The sequence below is a fragment of the Nonomuraea sp. B10E15 genome (assembly GCF_039871615.1).
In the GTDB taxonomy this organism is placed as follows: Bacteria; Actinomycetota; Actinomycetes; order Streptosporangiales; family Streptosporangiaceae; genus Nonomuraea.
Map to the genome: position 1 here is coordinate 265,190 of NZ_JBDPMB010000005.1, position 14,653 is coordinate 279,842.

Annotated in this window: 13 protein-coding genes; 4 read left to right on the forward strand and 9 right to left on the reverse strand. The window is 72.6% G+C overall.

Annotated features, from left to right (window positions below; translation table 11 throughout):
* Nucleotide 1 precedes the first annotated feature (1 nt).
* Both ABGB14_RS19040 and ABGB14_RS19045 read left to right on the forward strand, forming a co-directional pair.
* Nucleotides 2-460, forward strand: a complete 459-nt coding sequence (locus tag ABGB14_RS19040; RefSeq protein ID WP_347645012.1) for a hypothetical protein — start codon at nucleotides 2-4, stop codon at nucleotides 458-460.
* Nucleotides 457-1,071: a TetR family transcriptional regulator gene (locus ABGB14_RS19045; protein WP_347645013.1), complete on the forward strand. Its 615-nt coding sequence runs from the start codon at nucleotides 457-459 to the stop codon at nucleotides 1,069-1,071. Before ABGB14_RS19040 ends, ABGB14_RS19045 begins: the two co-directional genes overlap by 4 nt.
* 10 nt (nucleotides 1,072-1,081) lie before the next feature.
* Here the strand turns inward: ABGB14_RS19045 and ABGB14_RS19050 are convergent, their stop codons facing one another.
* The 3 genes from ABGB14_RS19050 to ABGB14_RS19060 are packed head-to-tail and all read right to left on the reverse strand — an operon-like array spanning nucleotide 1,082 to nucleotide 4,052.
* Complete coding sequence (locus ABGB14_RS19050; protein WP_347645014.1) at nucleotides 1,082-2,041, reverse strand: phosphotransferase family protein; 960 nt, start codon at nucleotides 2,039-2,041, stop codon at nucleotides 1,082-1,084.
* Complete coding sequence (locus ABGB14_RS19055; RefSeq protein ID WP_347645015.1) at nucleotides 2,038-3,228, reverse strand: acyl-CoA dehydrogenase family protein; 1,191 nt, start codon at nucleotides 3,226-3,228, stop codon at nucleotides 2,038-2,040. The genes ABGB14_RS19050 and ABGB14_RS19055 overlap by 4 nt, the downstream gene beginning before the upstream one ends.
* 41 nt (nucleotides 3,229-3,269) lie before the next feature.
* On the reverse strand, nucleotides 3,270-4,052 hold the full coding sequence (locus tag ABGB14_RS19060) for a CPBP family intramembrane glutamic endopeptidase (protein ID WP_347645016.1): 783 nt from the start codon (nucleotides 4,050-4,052) through the stop codon (nucleotides 3,270-3,272).
* A gap of 116 nt (nucleotides 4,053-4,168) precedes the next feature.
* Here ABGB14_RS19060 and ABGB14_RS19065 point away from each other — a divergent pair, with 116 nt between their 5' ends.
* On the forward strand, nucleotides 4,169-4,519 hold the full coding sequence (locus ABGB14_RS19065; protein ID WP_347645017.1) for a DUF6285 domain-containing protein: 351 nt from the start codon (nucleotides 4,169-4,171) through the stop codon (nucleotides 4,517-4,519).
* Nucleotides 4,520-4,605: 86 nt separating this feature from the next.
* Here ABGB14_RS19065 and ABGB14_RS19070 read toward each other — a convergent pair whose 3' ends face one another.
* Together ABGB14_RS19070 and ABGB14_RS19075 are read right to left on the reverse strand one after the other, a co-directional pair.
* The gene (locus ABGB14_RS19070; RefSeq protein ID WP_347645018.1) at nucleotides 4,606-6,216 is read right to left on the reverse strand and encodes a sodium:solute symporter; all 1,611 of its coding nucleotides are present in this window, start codon (nucleotides 6,214-6,216) and stop codon (nucleotides 4,606-4,608) included.
* Nucleotides 6,213-6,422 carry a DUF3311 domain-containing protein gene (locus ABGB14_RS19075; RefSeq protein ID WP_347645019.1) on the reverse strand — a complete coding sequence of 70 codons (210 nt, stop codon included), beginning with the start codon at nucleotides 6,420-6,422 and terminating at the stop codon, nucleotides 6,213-6,215. The genes ABGB14_RS19070 and ABGB14_RS19075 overlap by 4 nt, the downstream gene beginning before the upstream one ends.
* Nucleotides 6,423-6,729: 307 nt before the next feature.
* On the opposite strand from ABGB14_RS19075, the gene ABGB14_RS19080 reads away from it, so the two are divergent.
* Nucleotides 6,730-7,632, forward strand: coding sequence for an SDR family oxidoreductase (locus ABGB14_RS19080; protein ID WP_347645020.1), 903 nt, complete (start codon nucleotides 6,730-6,732; stop codon nucleotides 7,630-7,632).
* A gap of 3 nt (nucleotides 7,633-7,635) precedes the next feature.
* On the opposite strand, the gene ABGB14_RS19085 is transcribed toward ABGB14_RS19080, so the two are convergent.
* The 4 genes from ABGB14_RS19085 to ABGB14_RS19100 form a co-directional block, all read right to left on the reverse strand.
* Entirely contained in the window at nucleotides 7,636-8,580 is a 945-nt protein-coding gene (locus tag ABGB14_RS19085; protein WP_347645021.1) for a WYL domain-containing protein, read from the reverse strand.
* On the reverse strand, nucleotides 8,562-10,232 hold the full coding sequence (locus ABGB14_RS19090) for a CocE/NonD family hydrolase (protein ID WP_347645022.1): 1,671 nt from the start codon (nucleotides 10,230-10,232) through the stop codon (nucleotides 8,562-8,564). The genes ABGB14_RS19085 and ABGB14_RS19090 overlap by 19 nt, the downstream gene beginning before the upstream one ends.
* Nucleotides 10,233-10,329: 97 nt before the next feature.
* Nucleotides 10,330-13,815, reverse strand: a complete 3,486-nt coding sequence (locus tag ABGB14_RS19095; RefSeq protein ID WP_347645023.1) for a S8 family serine peptidase — start codon at nucleotides 13,813-13,815, stop codon at nucleotides 10,330-10,332.
* A 212-nt stretch (nucleotides 13,816-14,027) separates the two neighbouring features.
* Nucleotides 14,028-14,636 (reverse strand): TetR/AcrR family transcriptional regulator, encoded by a 609-nt coding sequence (locus ABGB14_RS19100; RefSeq protein ID WP_347645024.1) that lies wholly within the window; start codon nucleotides 14,634-14,636, stop codon nucleotides 14,028-14,030.
* Nucleotides 14,637-14,653 lie beyond the last annotated feature (17 nt).

Sequence of the window (14,653 nt, forward strand, 5' to 3'; positions counted from 1 at the left end):
CGTGAACCACGGGACCCGGCAGGTGATGGGCGCCGTCGCCGGACTGGCCGCGCTCATCCCCGTCTACTACCTGACCGAGGCGGCCGCCAGGGCCCTGCGCACGGGCGTCGCCACGTTCGGCCCGGCGCCGGCCGGCCTGGCCTGCCTGGGGGCGGTGGCCGTCATCGTCACCGTCCTCACCGCCTGGCCAGCGGCGGCGCTGTGCTGCGGCGTGCCGCTGGCGTCGGCCGGTCTCCTGTTCGCCCTCGACGTGGACGCCGCGCTCGGCGCCGCCGGCCGCCTGCCCTGGGCCGCGGCGGGCGGGCTGCCGTGGCCGGGACCGGACGGCGTGCCGTGGGCGCAGCCGGGCGAGCCGCCCGGCACGCTGGCCGGGATGACGGGCCTCTACCTGCTCATCGGAGCGCTGCTGGTGCTCTCGGCGCTGCTGCCCGTCCGGTTGCGATCTATCCTGGGAAGGTGAGCGGGCGGGATCCGGATCGGCGCAGGTCGCTGCTCGACGCGGCAGACCGGGTCATCACCGACGACGGCCCCGAGGCGTCGATGGCGGCCATCGCCGCCGCGGCGGGCGTCACCAAACCTGTCCTCTACCGCCACTTCGGCGACAAGAGCGGCCTCTACCAGGCGCTGGCCGACCGGCACGTGCGCACGGTCATCGGCCGGCTGCGGCCCTGGCTCGCCGCGCCGGGCATGGACCCGCGCGGCCGGGCGCGAGCCGCCATCAGCGTCTACCTCGACCTGATCTCCGCCAATCTCAACCTCTACCGGTTCCTGTTCCTCCGGGCCGGGGCCGAGGACACCGCGATCCGCTCCCGCATGACCTCCCTGGTGCGCGGCCTGGGGGAGGAGCTGGGCGCGGTGCTGGCCGCCGAGGGCGCGGTGGCCGATCCGGTGCGGGCGCAGGTGCTCGGGCACGCCTTCGTCGGCATGGTGCAGACGACCGGCGACTGGTGGCTGGAGCATCCGGAGGTGGACCGCACGCAGGTGGTGGAGGGGCTGGTGGACGTGATCGCCGCCGCTGTCTCCGGCGCGATCTCCGGCGCCGGGGCCCCGCACGCCGCGGGGAAGGGCTGAGGGACGCCCTTCACCCGCGGGCCGCGCGCTCGCGCACCATCTGGAGCAGGTCCCACTCGTTCTGGCACACCCGCCGCCCGATCGCGGCCAGCTCGACCGACCGCGCGCCGCCGCGCAGGTGCCGCATGGTCTGCATGACGCAGATGACGCCCCACTTGAGCACGCCGAACGTCTCCCACCAGCGCAGCGCCTCCCGGTCCACCGGAGCGCCGCCCGCCCGCTCGTACGCGTCGATCAGGTCGTCGTAGTGCCCGAAGCCGCCGACCGGCAGCGGCGAGCCGAACCGCCACGCCTTCACGCACAACCATCCGAGGTCCTCCAGCGGGTCGCCGGCGTGGGCGAGCTCCCAGTCGAGCACCGCCCTGATCCCCTCGGGGCCGACGATCAGGTTGCCGTTGCGGAAGTCGCCGTGCACGACGGTCGTCCGCGAGCCGGGCGGCCGGTCGGCGGCGAGCCGGCGCAGGGCCAGCTCGAACACCGGATGCGGCTCGCCGAGCTGGTCGAGCAGGTCGCGCCAGCGCAGCAGGGGATCCTCCTGCTCGTCCCGCGGCGCGCAGGACAGCGGCATCCGGTGGACGGCCGCGAGCGCCCGCCCGCACTGGGCGGCCAGCAGGGGCCTGGCCGCGGCGTAGGCGTCGTCGCGCAGGATCCTGCGCGGGATCGTCTCCCCGGGGACCCGGGTCATCAGGAGGTACGAAGCGCCGGAGGCGACGATCCCGGGCACCGGCACACCCGCGTCCGCCGCGGCCCGCATCAGCCCCGCCTCGGCGGCCAGGCCTCCGCCGGCCCCGGCCTGCGGGGCCGCTCCGGGCGAGTCGAGCCGCAGGACCAGCTCGTGCCGGTTCCCGTCCGGGCCGGCGACGTCGAGGGCCCAGGTCTCCCGTGACGCTCCGCCCGGAAGCCTGACGCTCGACGTGACGCGCGTGCCCGGTCCGAACGCCTCGGCGGCGATGGCGTGCGGATCGTTCACCGCAGGCCGAACGCCCAGGTGCCGCCCGCCGCGTAGGTGCCCAGGACGCGCCGCCCCACCGCGTCGATGTGCACCTCGTCGGGCCCGTCGTAGATCCGCCCGGCCCGCGCGTGCCGGTACATGCGATCCAGCGGCGTGTCGGGGGTCAGCCCGGCGGCGCCGTACACCTGGATGGCCCGGTCGATCACGTTGTGCAGCATGCGTGCCCCCACCACCTTGATCGCCCCGATCTCCACCCGCGCCTGCGACCCCGCGTCGATGGCCTCGGCGGCGTCGAGCGTGAGCAGCCTGGCGGCCTGGATCTCGGCGTAGGAGTCGAACACGTGCTGCCGCATGAGCTGCTTGGCGGCCAGCGGCTCGCCGAACGCGGTGCGCTCGTGCATCCTGCGGCACATCAGGTCGAACGCCCGCTGGGCCTGCCCCAGCCAGCGCATGCAGTGGAAGATCCGGCCCGGCCCGAGCCGCTTCTGCGCGATGACGAACCCCCGCCCGCGCGGCCCGAGCAGGTTGCCTGAGGGCACGCGGACGTCGTCGTAGCGCACTTCGCAGTGCGCCCCGTCGAGCCCGAGCACGGGCGTCTCGCGCACGATCGTGTAACCGGGCGTGCCGGTCGGCACCAGGATCATGGAGAACGCCAGGTGCGGCGGGGCGTCCTGCTCGGTCCTGCACATCACGGTCGTGTACGCCGCCCGCGACGCTCCCGTGGTGAACCACTTGTGCCCGTTGATCACCCATTCGTCGCCGTCCAGCACGGCGGAGGTCGCGATCTGCGTGGGGTCGCTGCTCGACACCGCCGGTTCGGTCATCGCGAAGCTGGGCCAGATGTCGCCGCGCACCAGCGGCTCGAGATAGCGTTCCCGCTGCTGGGGCGAGGCGTGCTCGTGCAACATCAGCGAGTCCTGGAGGGTGAACGTGCCGAGCGCGAGCTGGCCGTACTCGCTGCGCCCCTGCACCTCGTTGACGTAGACGTAGTCGAGGAACGGCAGCCCGCCGCCGCCCAGCTCGCGCGGATGGCCGAGCGCCCACAGGCCCTCCTTCTTCGCCTCGGCCCGCAGCTCGTCCAGGGTCTGCGCGGCCGGCGGCCCGCCCGCGTGCAGCACCGGCTCCGCCGGCTCCACCCGTTCGGTCATGAACGCGTGCACGGCGTCGCGAACAGGGCGGATGTGGTCAGGTACGGCGAAGCTCATGCAAGGATCTCAACGCCAAATCGTTGCCCAGTCAACCACCCTCAGGGCAGCCAGCTCACCTTGCCGCGCAGGAAGGCGTACCCGACGAAGGCCACGGCGTCGATCAGCGTGTGCGCCACGATCAGCGGCATCGCCCGGCCCCAGCGCTGGTACAGCCGCCCGAACACCACGCCCATCACCACGTTGCCGACGAAGCCCCCGAACCCCTGATACAGGTGGTACGACCCCCGCAACACCGACGACACCGCGACGGCCTTCCACGGGGACCAGCCGGCCTGCCCCAGCCGGTGCAGCAGATATCCGGCGACCAGCACCTCCTCCAGCACGCCGTTCTGCGCGGCGGCGAGCAGCAGCACCGGCACCTGCCACCACACCTCGGGCAGCGCGCCGGGCACGACGGTCAGGTTCACCCCGGCCGCCCACACCGCGAGGTAGAACGCCAGCCCCGAGCCGCCGATCGCGGCCGCCAGCGCCGCCCCGCGCAGCAGGTCGCCCCCGGGCCGGCGGAAGTCGGCGCCGATCGTGCGCAGCGACTCGCCCGACCGCACCAGCAGGTACGCCACCAGCCCGACCGGCGCCACCGCGATCGCGATCTGGACGAGCTGCAGGGCCAGGTCCAGCCAGGGCCGGTCCGGCGCAATCGACCCGACGAGCACGGCCTGCTGGCCCTTCAGCTCCTTCGGCGCGGTGAGCGCCCCGATCAGCCGCACGATCGCCACCAGGGCGCTGGCGCCGAGCGAGACCGACAGCACGACGATGACCTCGGCCCGGATGAGGCGGGGCCCGAGCACCGGGGCGGGCGCGAGCGGAGACTGTGTGGTCATGGCCGCAGATTAGCCTCTCCATGATCGGATGCGAATAAAGGCCCCACACCTTCGCCATGCCATCGGAAGTGTCCCGGCACCTTCGTTCGGCGTCCCGCCGGACCTACCCTGGACGGGTGAGCCCTTCCAGCCCGCATGACGTGCCCACGGCGGCGCAGCTCGTCGCCGCGGTCCGCGACTTCCTGCGGACCGACGTGCTCCCCGCCGTGGACGGCAGGACGCGCTACCACACCCGCGTGGCGATCAACGTGCTCGGCATGGTGGAGAGGGAAATAGAGCTCGGCCCCGGCCAGGCCGGCGAGCACGCCGCCCGGCTGGCCGCCCTCGGCGTGGACGACGACGCCGAGCTGGCCGCCGCCATCCGCGAGGGCCGCGTCGAGGACGGTGAGGCGCTCATGTCCGCGCTGGAGCAGGCCGTGCTGGCGAAGCTGGCGGTGGCCGACCCGGACTACCCGGCGACCGGCTGACGGCTCCCCGCCCGCCCCCGGCCACCGCCCGGAGGCGGGCCGGCCCGCCCCCCGGGCGGTGGGGAGCGGGCCGGGACGCCGTCGCGTCAGTGGGAACCGGTCAGGTCCAGGTCCTTGACCTTCGGCTCGCCCTCGTCGGCGAAGTAGTCGTCGCGCGCGGTCGCGTCGTCGCCGTCGGCCACCTTCGTGGCACGGAACAGCAGCGTGCCGAGCACCGCCACCACGAGGTTGACGATCAGCGCCAGGAACCCGGCGTAGACCGTCATCTTGGTGTCGAAGCCCAGGTTGGACAGCCCGAACGCCGAGCCGCCGAAGTGCGCCTTGCCGCTGGCCGGGTTGGGGATCAGGTAGAGCATCCACATGCCCGCCGCCAGGCCGGCCGCCCAGCCCGCGATCAGGCCGCCCTTGTGGAACCAGCGCGTGTAGAGCCCCAGCGCCACCGACGGCAGCGTCTGGAGGATGATCACGCCGCCGATGAGCTGCAGGTCGATCGAGAACTGCGGGTCGAGCAGCAGGATGCACAGCACCGCGCCCACCTTGACCACCAGCGACACGATCTTGGAGACCTTGGCCTCCTGGGAGTCGGTGGCGTTCTTGTTCACGTATTCGCGGTAGATGTTGCGGGTGAACAGGTTCGCCGCCGCGATCGACATGATCGCCGCGGGGACGAGCGCGCCGATGCCGACGGCGGCGTACGCGACGCCCGCGAACCAGTCGGGGAACATCTGGTCGAACAGCACCGGCACGATGGTGTTCGCGTCGGCCTTGCCGTTCTCGCCCACGATCGGCTTGGTGCCCGCCGCGATCGCCATGAAGCCGAGCAGCGCGATCAGGCCCAGCACGAAGCTGTAGGCGGGCAGCGCCGACATGTTCCGCTTGATGACGTTGCGGTTCTTCGAGGCCAGGACGCCCGTGAGGCTGTGCGGGTAGAGGAACAGCGCCAGCGCCGAGCCGAAGGCCAGCGTCACGTACTGGAGCTGGTTGCCGGCGTTGAGGATGTAGCCGTCACCCTGCGCGGGCGTGGCCTCGAACTTGGCCTTGGCCGCGTCGAAGATGGAGTCCCAGCCGCCCAGGCGCGACGGGATGTAGATGACCGCCGCCAGGATCACGATGTAGATGAGCGCGTCCTTCACGAACGCGATGAGCGCGGGCGCGCGCAGCCCCGACTGGTACGTGTACGCCGCCAGGATCGCGAACGCGATGATGATCGGCAGGTGGCCCGTGATGCCCATGGCCTTGAGCACCGCCTCGATGCCCACGAGCTGCAGCGCGATGTAGGGCATCGTGGCCACGAGACCGGTGATCGCGATGGCCAGCGCCAGCGTCGGGGAGCCGAACCTGGCGCGCACGAAGTCGGCGGGCGTGACGAACCCGTGCACGTGCGAGACCGACCACATCCGCGCCAGCACCAGGAACACCAGCGGATAGACGACCACGGTGTACGGCAGCGCGTAGAAGCCCAGGGCGCCGGCGCTGAACACCAGCGCGGGCACCGCCACGAAGGTGTAGGCGGTGTAGAGGTCGCCGCCGACCAGGAACCAGGTGATCCACGAGCCGAAGTTGCGCCCGCCGAGGCCCCATTCCTTGAGGCTGGCCAGGTCGTCGGGCCGCCGCCAGCGCGAGGCGACGAAGCCCATCCCGCTGACGAGGACGAACAGCAGGGTGAAGACGACCAGCTCGGTCACGTGCCCGCTCATTTGGTCATCCTGTAGACGATGGTGGTGCACGAGACGCCCACCACGATGAAGGCCAGCTGGAGCCAGTAGAAGAGCGGGAAGCCCAGCAGGCGCGGCTCGTCGGCGTTGAACAGGAACGTCAGCAGCGGCAGTACGATCGGCACGACGAGCAGCCAGTTCCATGGGCTGCGGTCGGTGCGTGGCTGCCCGGGTTCGCCGGTAGTCATCGACCCTCCGATGAATGGATCAGAGCCGCTTGTCACCGGCTCCTGACGATTAGTCAGCAGAGGGAGAGTAACTTCGCGGGGATATGTAACCCAATGTCCGGCATATTACGGTTTGGCCTAAATGTCGGTGGGGCTTCCGGCATCCGAGACGCCTCGGCCCCGGCAAGGTCACGTCGCCCGTACAGACCCTAGTGACAGGCGGGCCGCGAGCGTGAGGCCCGATCGCTGAGCGGTCGGTCGGATGCGCCGAACGGTCCGCCGGAAAACATGACATGAGGTGTCCTCTTTTGGCGCGACGATCGGCCGCATGATTGTCGTAGTGGCGGGCGCGACCCGCGGAACAGGACGAGGCATGGCGGTCGAGCTGGGCGCGGCCGGGGCGACGGTGTACTGCACGGGCAGGAGCACCCGCGCGGGGCGCTCGGAGATGGACCGCCCGGAGACCATCGAGGAGACGGCCGAGCTGGTGACCGCGGCCGGCGGCACGGGCATCCCGGTCCGGACCGACTTCCTGGTGCCGGAGCAGGTGGCGGCGCTGGCCGCGCGGGTCGAAAGCGACCACGGCCGGCTCGACGTGCTGGTCAACGACGCGTGGGGCGGCGACCACCTGTGGGAGTGGGACACCCCCGTCTGGAAGCACGACCTGGACAACGGGCTGCGCCTGCTGAGGCTGGCCATCGACACCCACATCATCAGCGCCAGGCACCTGTTCCCGCTGCTCGTCAGGAACGAGGGCGGGCTCGTGGTGGAGGTCACCGACGGCACCAGGGCCTACAACGAGACCCACTACCGGGAGAACGTCTACTACGACCTGGCCAAGTGGTCGGTGAACCGGCTGGCGTTCGCCTGGTCCACCGAACTGCGCCCGCACGGCGGCACGGCCGTGGTGGTCACGCCGGGATTCCTGCGCTCGGAGGCGATGCTCGAGCACTACGGCGTCACCGAGGACACCTGGCGGGAGGCGACGATGGAGAGCGACCACCTCCGCGCCTGGATGGTCTCCGAGACGCCCGCCTACATCGGCAGAGGCGTGGCCGCGCTCGCCCAGGACCCGGACAAGGCGCGCTGGTCGGGCCGATCGGTGGACAGCGGCGAACTGGCCGACGCGTACGGCGTCACCGACGTCGACGGCAGCCGCCCCCAGGTGTGGCGCTACATCACCGAGGTCCTCGACAAGGGCGGCGACGCCGGCTGGGAGGGCTACCGCTGACGCTCAGCGGCCATAGAGCGCGGCCATGCGGGCGGCGGCGTCGGCGAGCATCGCGCGCAGCTCCTGCGGTTCGAGCACCTCCGCCTCCGGCCCGAACCGCAGCACCTGCGAGTACGCCACCTGCGCCGACTCCACCGCCAGCCGCACGGTGCCGTCGGGCTGGAGCGAGGCGAGCGCGTCGTCGACCGCGGCCGGGTCGGCGACGTGCCGCAACATCCGCACCCCGCGCTCGGTGAGCCGCAGCGTGATCGTGTCCCTGAGCAGCGAGCGGCTGAACTCCGCCGACCGCCCGGCCCAGAAGGCGGCCAGATCGAAGCCGGGGTCGCGGTCGAAGGGTTCGGCCAGCTCGGTGACCTCGCCGAACCGGTGCACCCGGAAGATGAGGAACCGGGCCGCGCGCCGGGCGGCCAGGTACCAGGTCCCCGCCTTGAGCACCAGCCCGTACGGCTCCAGCGTGCGGGCGGCGCCCTTGTAGACGGCGCGGACGCGGCGGTCGCTCCACACGGCCCTGGCCAGCGGCCCCAGCGCCGCCGGGGGCGGGTCGTCGCCGGCGAACCAGCCGGGCGCGTCCAGGTGGAAACGTTGCGCGGCGACCACCGGAGCGTCGCGCAGGGCGGGGGAGAGGGCGGCGGCGGCCTTCAGCCGGGCCGTGGCCGCGACCTCCGCCAGCCCCATCTCCCGCAGCGCCCCCGGCACCCCCGACAGGAACAGCGCCTCCGCCTCCGCCCTGTCCAGCCCGGTCAGCCGCGTACGGTAACCGTCGAGCAGCCGGTAGCCGCCGCCCCGCCCCCGGTCGGCGTAGACGGGCACGCCCGCCTCCGACAGCGCGAGCACGTCGCGGTGCACGGTCCGCTCCGAGACCTCCAGTTCGGCGGCCAGCTCGGCCGCCGTCATCCCGCCCCGGCCCTGCAGCAGCAGGACCAGCGACATCAACCGCGAGGCGCGCACAGCGGCAACACCACGGCGGAGGGACGCTCGGGGGAGTGGAACACCTCGACGTCGGCGGGCACCAGCTCGCCGTCCCAGCCGCCCGAGCCGTCCGCCGCGAGCGGGTGGCCCGTGCCGGTGTTGCGGGCGATCGTCGGGTACGCCCCGGCCGCCACGTGCAGCCTGATCCGGTGCTCGCGCCCGAACCGATGCGCCATCGGCCACAGGTCCACCTCCACCCTGCGCACGCCGTGCCCGTCGCCGTGCCCGTCGCCGTGCCCGTCGCCGTGCCCGTCGCTGTGCCCGTCGCTGTGCCCGTCGCTGTGCCCGTCGCCCGGCCCCAGGCGGCGCACGCCCTCGCACACGTTGATCGAGCGCCCGTCCGGGCGCACGTCGCACACCCGCACGACGACGTCCACGTACGGGGTGCTCGACCGCACGAACAGCTCCGCGCGGACCGGGCCGATCATCTCGACCGCCTCCCTCAACGCCGGGGAGCTGTAGACCAGCACGTCGCGGCGCTGTTCCAGCCGCCGCTGGTCGCGCGGCCTGGAGTCGCCGAGCAGCACGGGCCCGCCGATCACCGGCGTCGGGTGGGCGGGGTGGTAGCGGAAACGGTCGGGCTCGGCCTCGCGCGGGCCCTCCACCCCGAGGCCGAACCCGTGCTGCAGGTGCCAGCGCTGCTCCCGCGTCCCGGGCACGGGCCAGTCGGAGTGGTCGCGCCACTGCCCGGCGCCCGTCACGTAGATCCGCACCGGGTCGGGCCGCAGCCGTGAGTGGTCGCCGAGGAGGTGCGCGCGGAACCAGGCCGTCGCCTCGGCCAGCGTGGGACGCCCGTGCCGGGCGTCGATGTGGTACCACGGCCCGATCGTCAGGTAGGGCCGCCGTCCCGCCGCCCGCAGGGCCGCGTAGTCCTTGAGCTGCCAGGGGAGGAAGACGTCGTACCAGCCGCCCAGCATCGTGACCGCCGCGTCCACCTCGCCCACCTTAGGGGAGAAGTCACGCTTGTCCCAGTAGGGGACGTGCGGGTCCTCGTGGTGCGCGATCAGGTCCTGGTAGAAGCGGAGCGGCCGGCCGGCCGAGACCACGTCCAGCTCGGCCACCGGGCGGCCCGACAGGACCGCCCTGCGGGTGAGCCGGGGCGCGGTCAGCACCGAGGCGCCGCCGAACCGCCGCGACAGGCCGTCGGTGAGCGTCGTCCAGCTCAGCGCCGACTCCAGCGCGAACGCGCCGCCCACGTAGGCGGCGTCCCGGAACTGGGAGGCGGTGATCTGCAGGGCCATGGCCTTCAGCTCGGGCCCGGCGTAGGGGGCGATCGCCCACTGGGTGTATCCCAGGTAGGAGGGGCCGAACATGGCGAACGAGCCGCCGTACCACGGCTGCTCGCGCAGCCACGCCACGGTGGCCAGGCCGTCCTCGTGCTCGTCGCCGAGCGGATCGAGCAGGCCGCCGGAGCCGAAGCCGCCGCGGCAGCTCTGGATGACGACGTGGAAGCCCTGCCGGGCGAAACCACGGCCGTAGACCAGGCCGAGCCAGCCGCGCCGGCCGTACGGCGAGCGCATCAGGATGACGGGGGCCGGCTCGCCCGAGGCGGGAGCGTAGTGGTCGGCCAGCAGCGTCACGCCGTCCGGCATCGGGACGGGAAGATCACGCCGGACCCGCACACGTCTCATGTACTTACCAGTAACAGACGCGCCCGCGCAGGTGGCACCCGGGGGTGGCAGCGCCCGCCCCGCGCGGCGCGGGGCGGGCGCGATCGTCACCGGAGCGCTACTCCTTGTCCGGGCGCTCCGAGATGCGCACGGCGTTGACGAGCGTCGACCCCTCCCGCGTCGCGAAGCGCACGTTGAGCTGGCCGTCGGTGACCTTCACCGTGTACTGCCTGGACACGGCCGTGTACGTGCCCGCCTCCAGGGCCAGGTCGAGCGCCGGGATCGCGAGCTGGCCCTCGACCAGCACGTCGAAGACCCGCCGGCCCATCTGCATGTTGCGGATCTCGGCGAAGTCCAGCTCGACGGTGTACGTCCCCGCGGGGACGCCGTCGAAGCGGTACTCCAGCATGTCCTCCCTGGCCGTCCTGAACAACGACTGGTCGCCGGTGCCGCGGATGGTCCTGGACGTGCTGCGCGTCCGGCTGCGGTCGGCGACGTAGCCGTGGCCGCCCGGGGTGTACTTCCTGTCCCGCGTCCAGACGTCACCGGCGCCGTCGGTCACGCTCCTGGAGCCGCCCACGTCGACGGCCACCTGGTGCTCGGGCACCACGACCGTCACCGCGATCTCGATCGTCGGCTGCCGGCCGCTGGCCGACTTCACCAGCAGCGTCCCCTCGCGTACGGCGCCGGGGGCGACGCCGTCGCTGGAGACCGTCACCTCCAGCTCCACCGACCCGCCCTTGGCCAGCTCGCCCTCCGCCGGCGTCACGGTGAACCACTCGCCGCCCGTCACCGTGTACGGCGTGGTCGAGCCCAGGTTCGTCAGCTCCAGCGTCCGGGTGCGCGTGGCATCGGACGGCAGCACCACGGTCAGCTCGGCGGCCGACGCGCTCACCCGTCCCGTGACCAGCGCCGTGTCGATCGACGTCACGACCGTGGGCGCGACCGTCACCGGCTGCGTGAACGTGCCGTAGTGCTCCTTGGACACCTCGACCTCGTAGTCGCCCGCCAGCACCTGGCCGTAGAAGCGGCCGTCCTCGCCGGTGGTGAACGTGGCCACGTCGCCCACCTTCACCGTCGCCCCGGCCAGCGGCTCGCCGTCGTTGGCGTCGGTGACCGCCCCGGTGACCAGGCCGTGCCTGCCGGCCGTGAACGTCAGGGCCTGCCCGGTGGACAGCACCGCCTCCTGGTAGGCGTAGAGCAGCCCGTCGTCGCCCGCGGCGTTCTCCACGCCGATGGTGGCGCTGGTGCCCTGCTCGCGCTCGCTGTCCACGTCCTTGTACCGGAAGCCGATCGAGCCGTTCTCGCCCAGCAGCGCCGCGAACGACAGCCGCTGGGCCGTGTCGTTGTAGAAGGTGACGTTGCGCCACTCGATGACGAACGTGCGGTTCGGCGCCGTGCCCGTCACCGCCGTGTAGACCCCGCCCTGGTCGTCCACCCTGAGGTCGTCCCAGTACGGGTAGACCGCGTTGTTCGGGGTGCCCGAGGACGGGAGCGTGCCGTTGCCGGCGGCGGTCACCCGGTCGGCGGCGAAGGTGGCGAACCCGTTCGTGGCGATCCAGGCCTTCGTGTGGCCGGTGCCGTAGAACGGGACCGCGAACGGCAGCGTCACCTGCTGGGCCTCGTCGTCGCCGGTCAGCGCCAGCTTCTCGGTGCCCGCCACGTACGCCTGGTCGCCGATCGCGCACGTGTAGCCGAAGTTGTCGCCGCGCAGCGGCAGCTCCACGTCCTTGACCACGTCGCCGGCCACCGTCACCTCGGCCGTCGCGCCGCTGGAGCAGCGGGAGACGGGGGTGACGACCAGCTCGTGCTCGCCGTGCGGCAGCGTCAGGCTGTAGCGGCCCGACGCGTCGGTCACCGCGCTCACCGGCGTGCCGGTGGCCGCCACCGTCGCGCCGGCCTCCGGCGTGCCCGCCGTGGTGACCGTCCCGGACACCACGCCCGACGCCTTCCTGGTCATGGTCACGTCCGCGGTCGCCGTCTCCCCGGCGGCGACCGTCACGGAGGTGGTGGCGGTGTCGTAGCCGAACTTCCCGGCGCTGAGCTCGTACTCGCCCGGCAGCAGGCGGGGGATGGCGTACGCGCCGTCCTCGCCGGTGGTCACGCTCCGGGTGAGCGGCCCGGTCACCGTGATCGTCGCGCCGGCCACGGGCTCGCCGCCCGCGGTGACGGCGCCCTCGAGAGCGCCGGTCTCCCCGGCCGGAGCGGCCTGTACGGCGGCGAAGGTGTCGAGCCTGCCCTCGCCCCACACGTTGTTGTCGGCGGCCGTGCCGCCGCAGCTGGTGTCCTCGACGTCCACGGCGGTGGTGTCCAGCAGCGGCCGGGTGCCCTCCACGTCACCCGCGAGGGCGGGCGAGGCCGACCAGATCAGCGCCACCGTGGCCGCCACGTGCGGGGAGGCCATCGACGTGCCGGTGTAGGTGTCGTAGGTGCCGCCGGGCGTCGAGGAGCGCACGTTGACGGCGGGCGCGGCGATGTTCGGCTTGATCTCCCCGTCCTCGCCCGCGCCCTTGCTCGAATTGCGGTAGAGCGCGTTGTCGATGTCGAAGCCGCCCGCGCTGTAGCTCATGACGTACTGGCCGGGGGAGCCGGAGGTCTGGCAGGCGGGCCCTTCGTTGCCGTTGGCGAAGGCCGGGAAGATGCCCGCGGCGATCCACGCCTCGACGACCGGCTTGTACCACGGGTCGAACCCGTCGCCGCCCCACGAGTTGTTGACGATGTCGGGCGCCAGGTCGGGGCGCGGGTTCTCGCCGTTCACGTCGGTCGGGGCGAGCATCCACTGGCCGGCGGCGATCAGCGACGCGTCGCTGCAGAAGTTGGACTCGCAGCCCTTGGCCGCGATCCACCGGGCGCCCGGCGCGACGCCGATGCCGTTCGCGCCGACCATGGTGCCCATGGTGTGCGTGCCGTGGCCGTTGTTGTCGCACGGCGCGGGCGACGGGCAGACGCCGGCCGGGTCGAACCAGTTGTAGTCGTGACTGAACGTGCCGTCCGCGTTCCTGCCCCGGTAGCCGGCGACCAGCTCGGGGTGGTCGAACTGGGCGCCGGAGTCGATGTGGGCGATGACGATGCCCTCGCCCCGGTTGCCCAGCTCGTTCCAGACGCGCGGGGCGTTGACCCGGTCGATGTTCCACTCGACCGCGTTCACCCTGGCCTCGGCCTTGCCGGGCGCGGGCTTGGGGATCGCGACGGTGCGGATCGGGTCGATGCGGTCGACGTCAGGTAATTTGGCGATCTCGGCCGCCAGCTTCTCGTCCGCGGTGACCTGCACCGCGTTGACGATCCAGTACGGGGTGTACGCGGCGTGCTGGGAGTCCAGCAGTTCGCGTAGGCCCGCCTGGGAGCTCGTGGCCCGTTCGGTCTTGGCCTTGAAGACCTGCTCGGCCTTCGCGTCCTTGGTTTCGGCCCGGCGGGCGCCGCTCAGGTCGGCGGATCCCTTCATCCGGACCCAGAAGGTGGCCTTGTCGTCCTGCGCCAGCTGCGCCTGGACGACACTGTCGATCTTGCCCGGGTCGGGCGCCGCCTGGGCCGCCTGCGGGACGAGGAGGCCGGCGGCGGTGACGATCCCGGTGAGGATCGCACGCCAGCGGGGGGTGTGGGGCACGCGCTCTCCTTAGGACAGAAGAGGTGATCTTTACGCCTCTGTGGAGAAGGGTGAAGAGCTCCTGTCCGGAAAGCAAGACTTGTCATGAAATGTTACTTTGCGGGGAAAAATGTAATCTGGTCAGCTGAAATGTCGTCATAGAGGCCACGTCGCCGACCGGGTTCGTTCCGGCCCGGCCGTCCCAGGTGGAGCAGCTCCCCGGGACGGCCGGCCTAGCCCTCCGCTCCCGCCGGGCGCCAGCCGAGCTGCCACGCGACGCGCAGGAAGTAGGCCTTGATCTCCGCGGCGCTCTCGTCGTCGGGGTGGGTGCCCAGGTGGTGGAGCACGGCGCCGCTGAGCGCCTCCTGCACGGTGTCCAGGTCGACGCCGGCCGGGAAGCACCCGCTCTCGCGCGTGCGGAGCAGCAGCTCGCGCACCACCGCGGCCCGCCGCCCGCTGTTGACCTGGCGGTACGTCGTGGTCAGCTCCGGGTAGTCGTCACGGGCGCCGTAGACCCGGCGCAGCAGGCGGCGGTTGCGCGGCACCGCCAGATGGGCGGCCCACTCGTCGAGCATGTGGTCGATGTCCCGCCAGCCGGTGAACGCCGGGTCGTGGTCGTGGTTGGCCCACTCCAGGGCCCGCACCAGCAGCGCGGTCTTGTCGGCGAAGCGGCGGTAGACCGTCGCCCTGGTGACCCCCGCCCGCCGGGCGACCTGCTCGATGCTGGTGTGCCTGGCGCCCTGCTCGATGAGCACGTCGAGCGCGGCGGTGAGGATGGCCAGGTCCGCCTCCTGGCTGCGCGGCCGGCCGGCCGGCCGCGGGGACGTCGTGCGGTCGGTCATGTCGGTCGCTCCTCGTC

Excerpts from the sequence above, each read along its gene's own strand:
- ABGB14_RS19090 (WP_347645022.1), bottom strand. The coding sequence starts at position 10,232 with ATGAGACGTGTGCGGGTCCGGCGTGATCTTCCCGTCCCGATGCCGGAC.
- ABGB14_RS19075 (WP_347645019.1), bottom strand. The coding sequence starts at position 6,422 with ATGACTACCGGCGAACCCGGGCAGCCACGCACCGACCGCAGCCCATGG.
- ABGB14_RS19060 (WP_347645016.1), bottom strand. The coding sequence starts at position 4,052 with ATGACCACACAGTCTCCGCTCGCGCCCGCCCCGGTGCTCGGGCCCCGC.
- ABGB14_RS19100 (WP_347645024.1), bottom strand. The coding sequence starts at position 14,636 with ATGACCGACCGCACGACGTCCCCGCGGCCGGCCGGCCGGCCGCGCAGC.
- ABGB14_RS19080 (WP_347645020.1), top strand. The coding sequence starts at position 6,730 with ATGATTGTCGTAGTGGCGGGCGCGACCCGCGGAACAGGACGAGGCATG.
- ABGB14_RS19055 (WP_347645015.1), bottom strand. The coding sequence starts at position 3,228 with ATGAGCTTCGCCGTACCTGACCACATCCGCCCTGTTCGCGACGCCGTG.
- ABGB14_RS19070 (WP_347645018.1), bottom strand. The coding sequence starts at position 6,216 with ATGAGCGGGCACGTGACCGAGCTGGTCGTCTTCACCCTGCTGTTCGTC.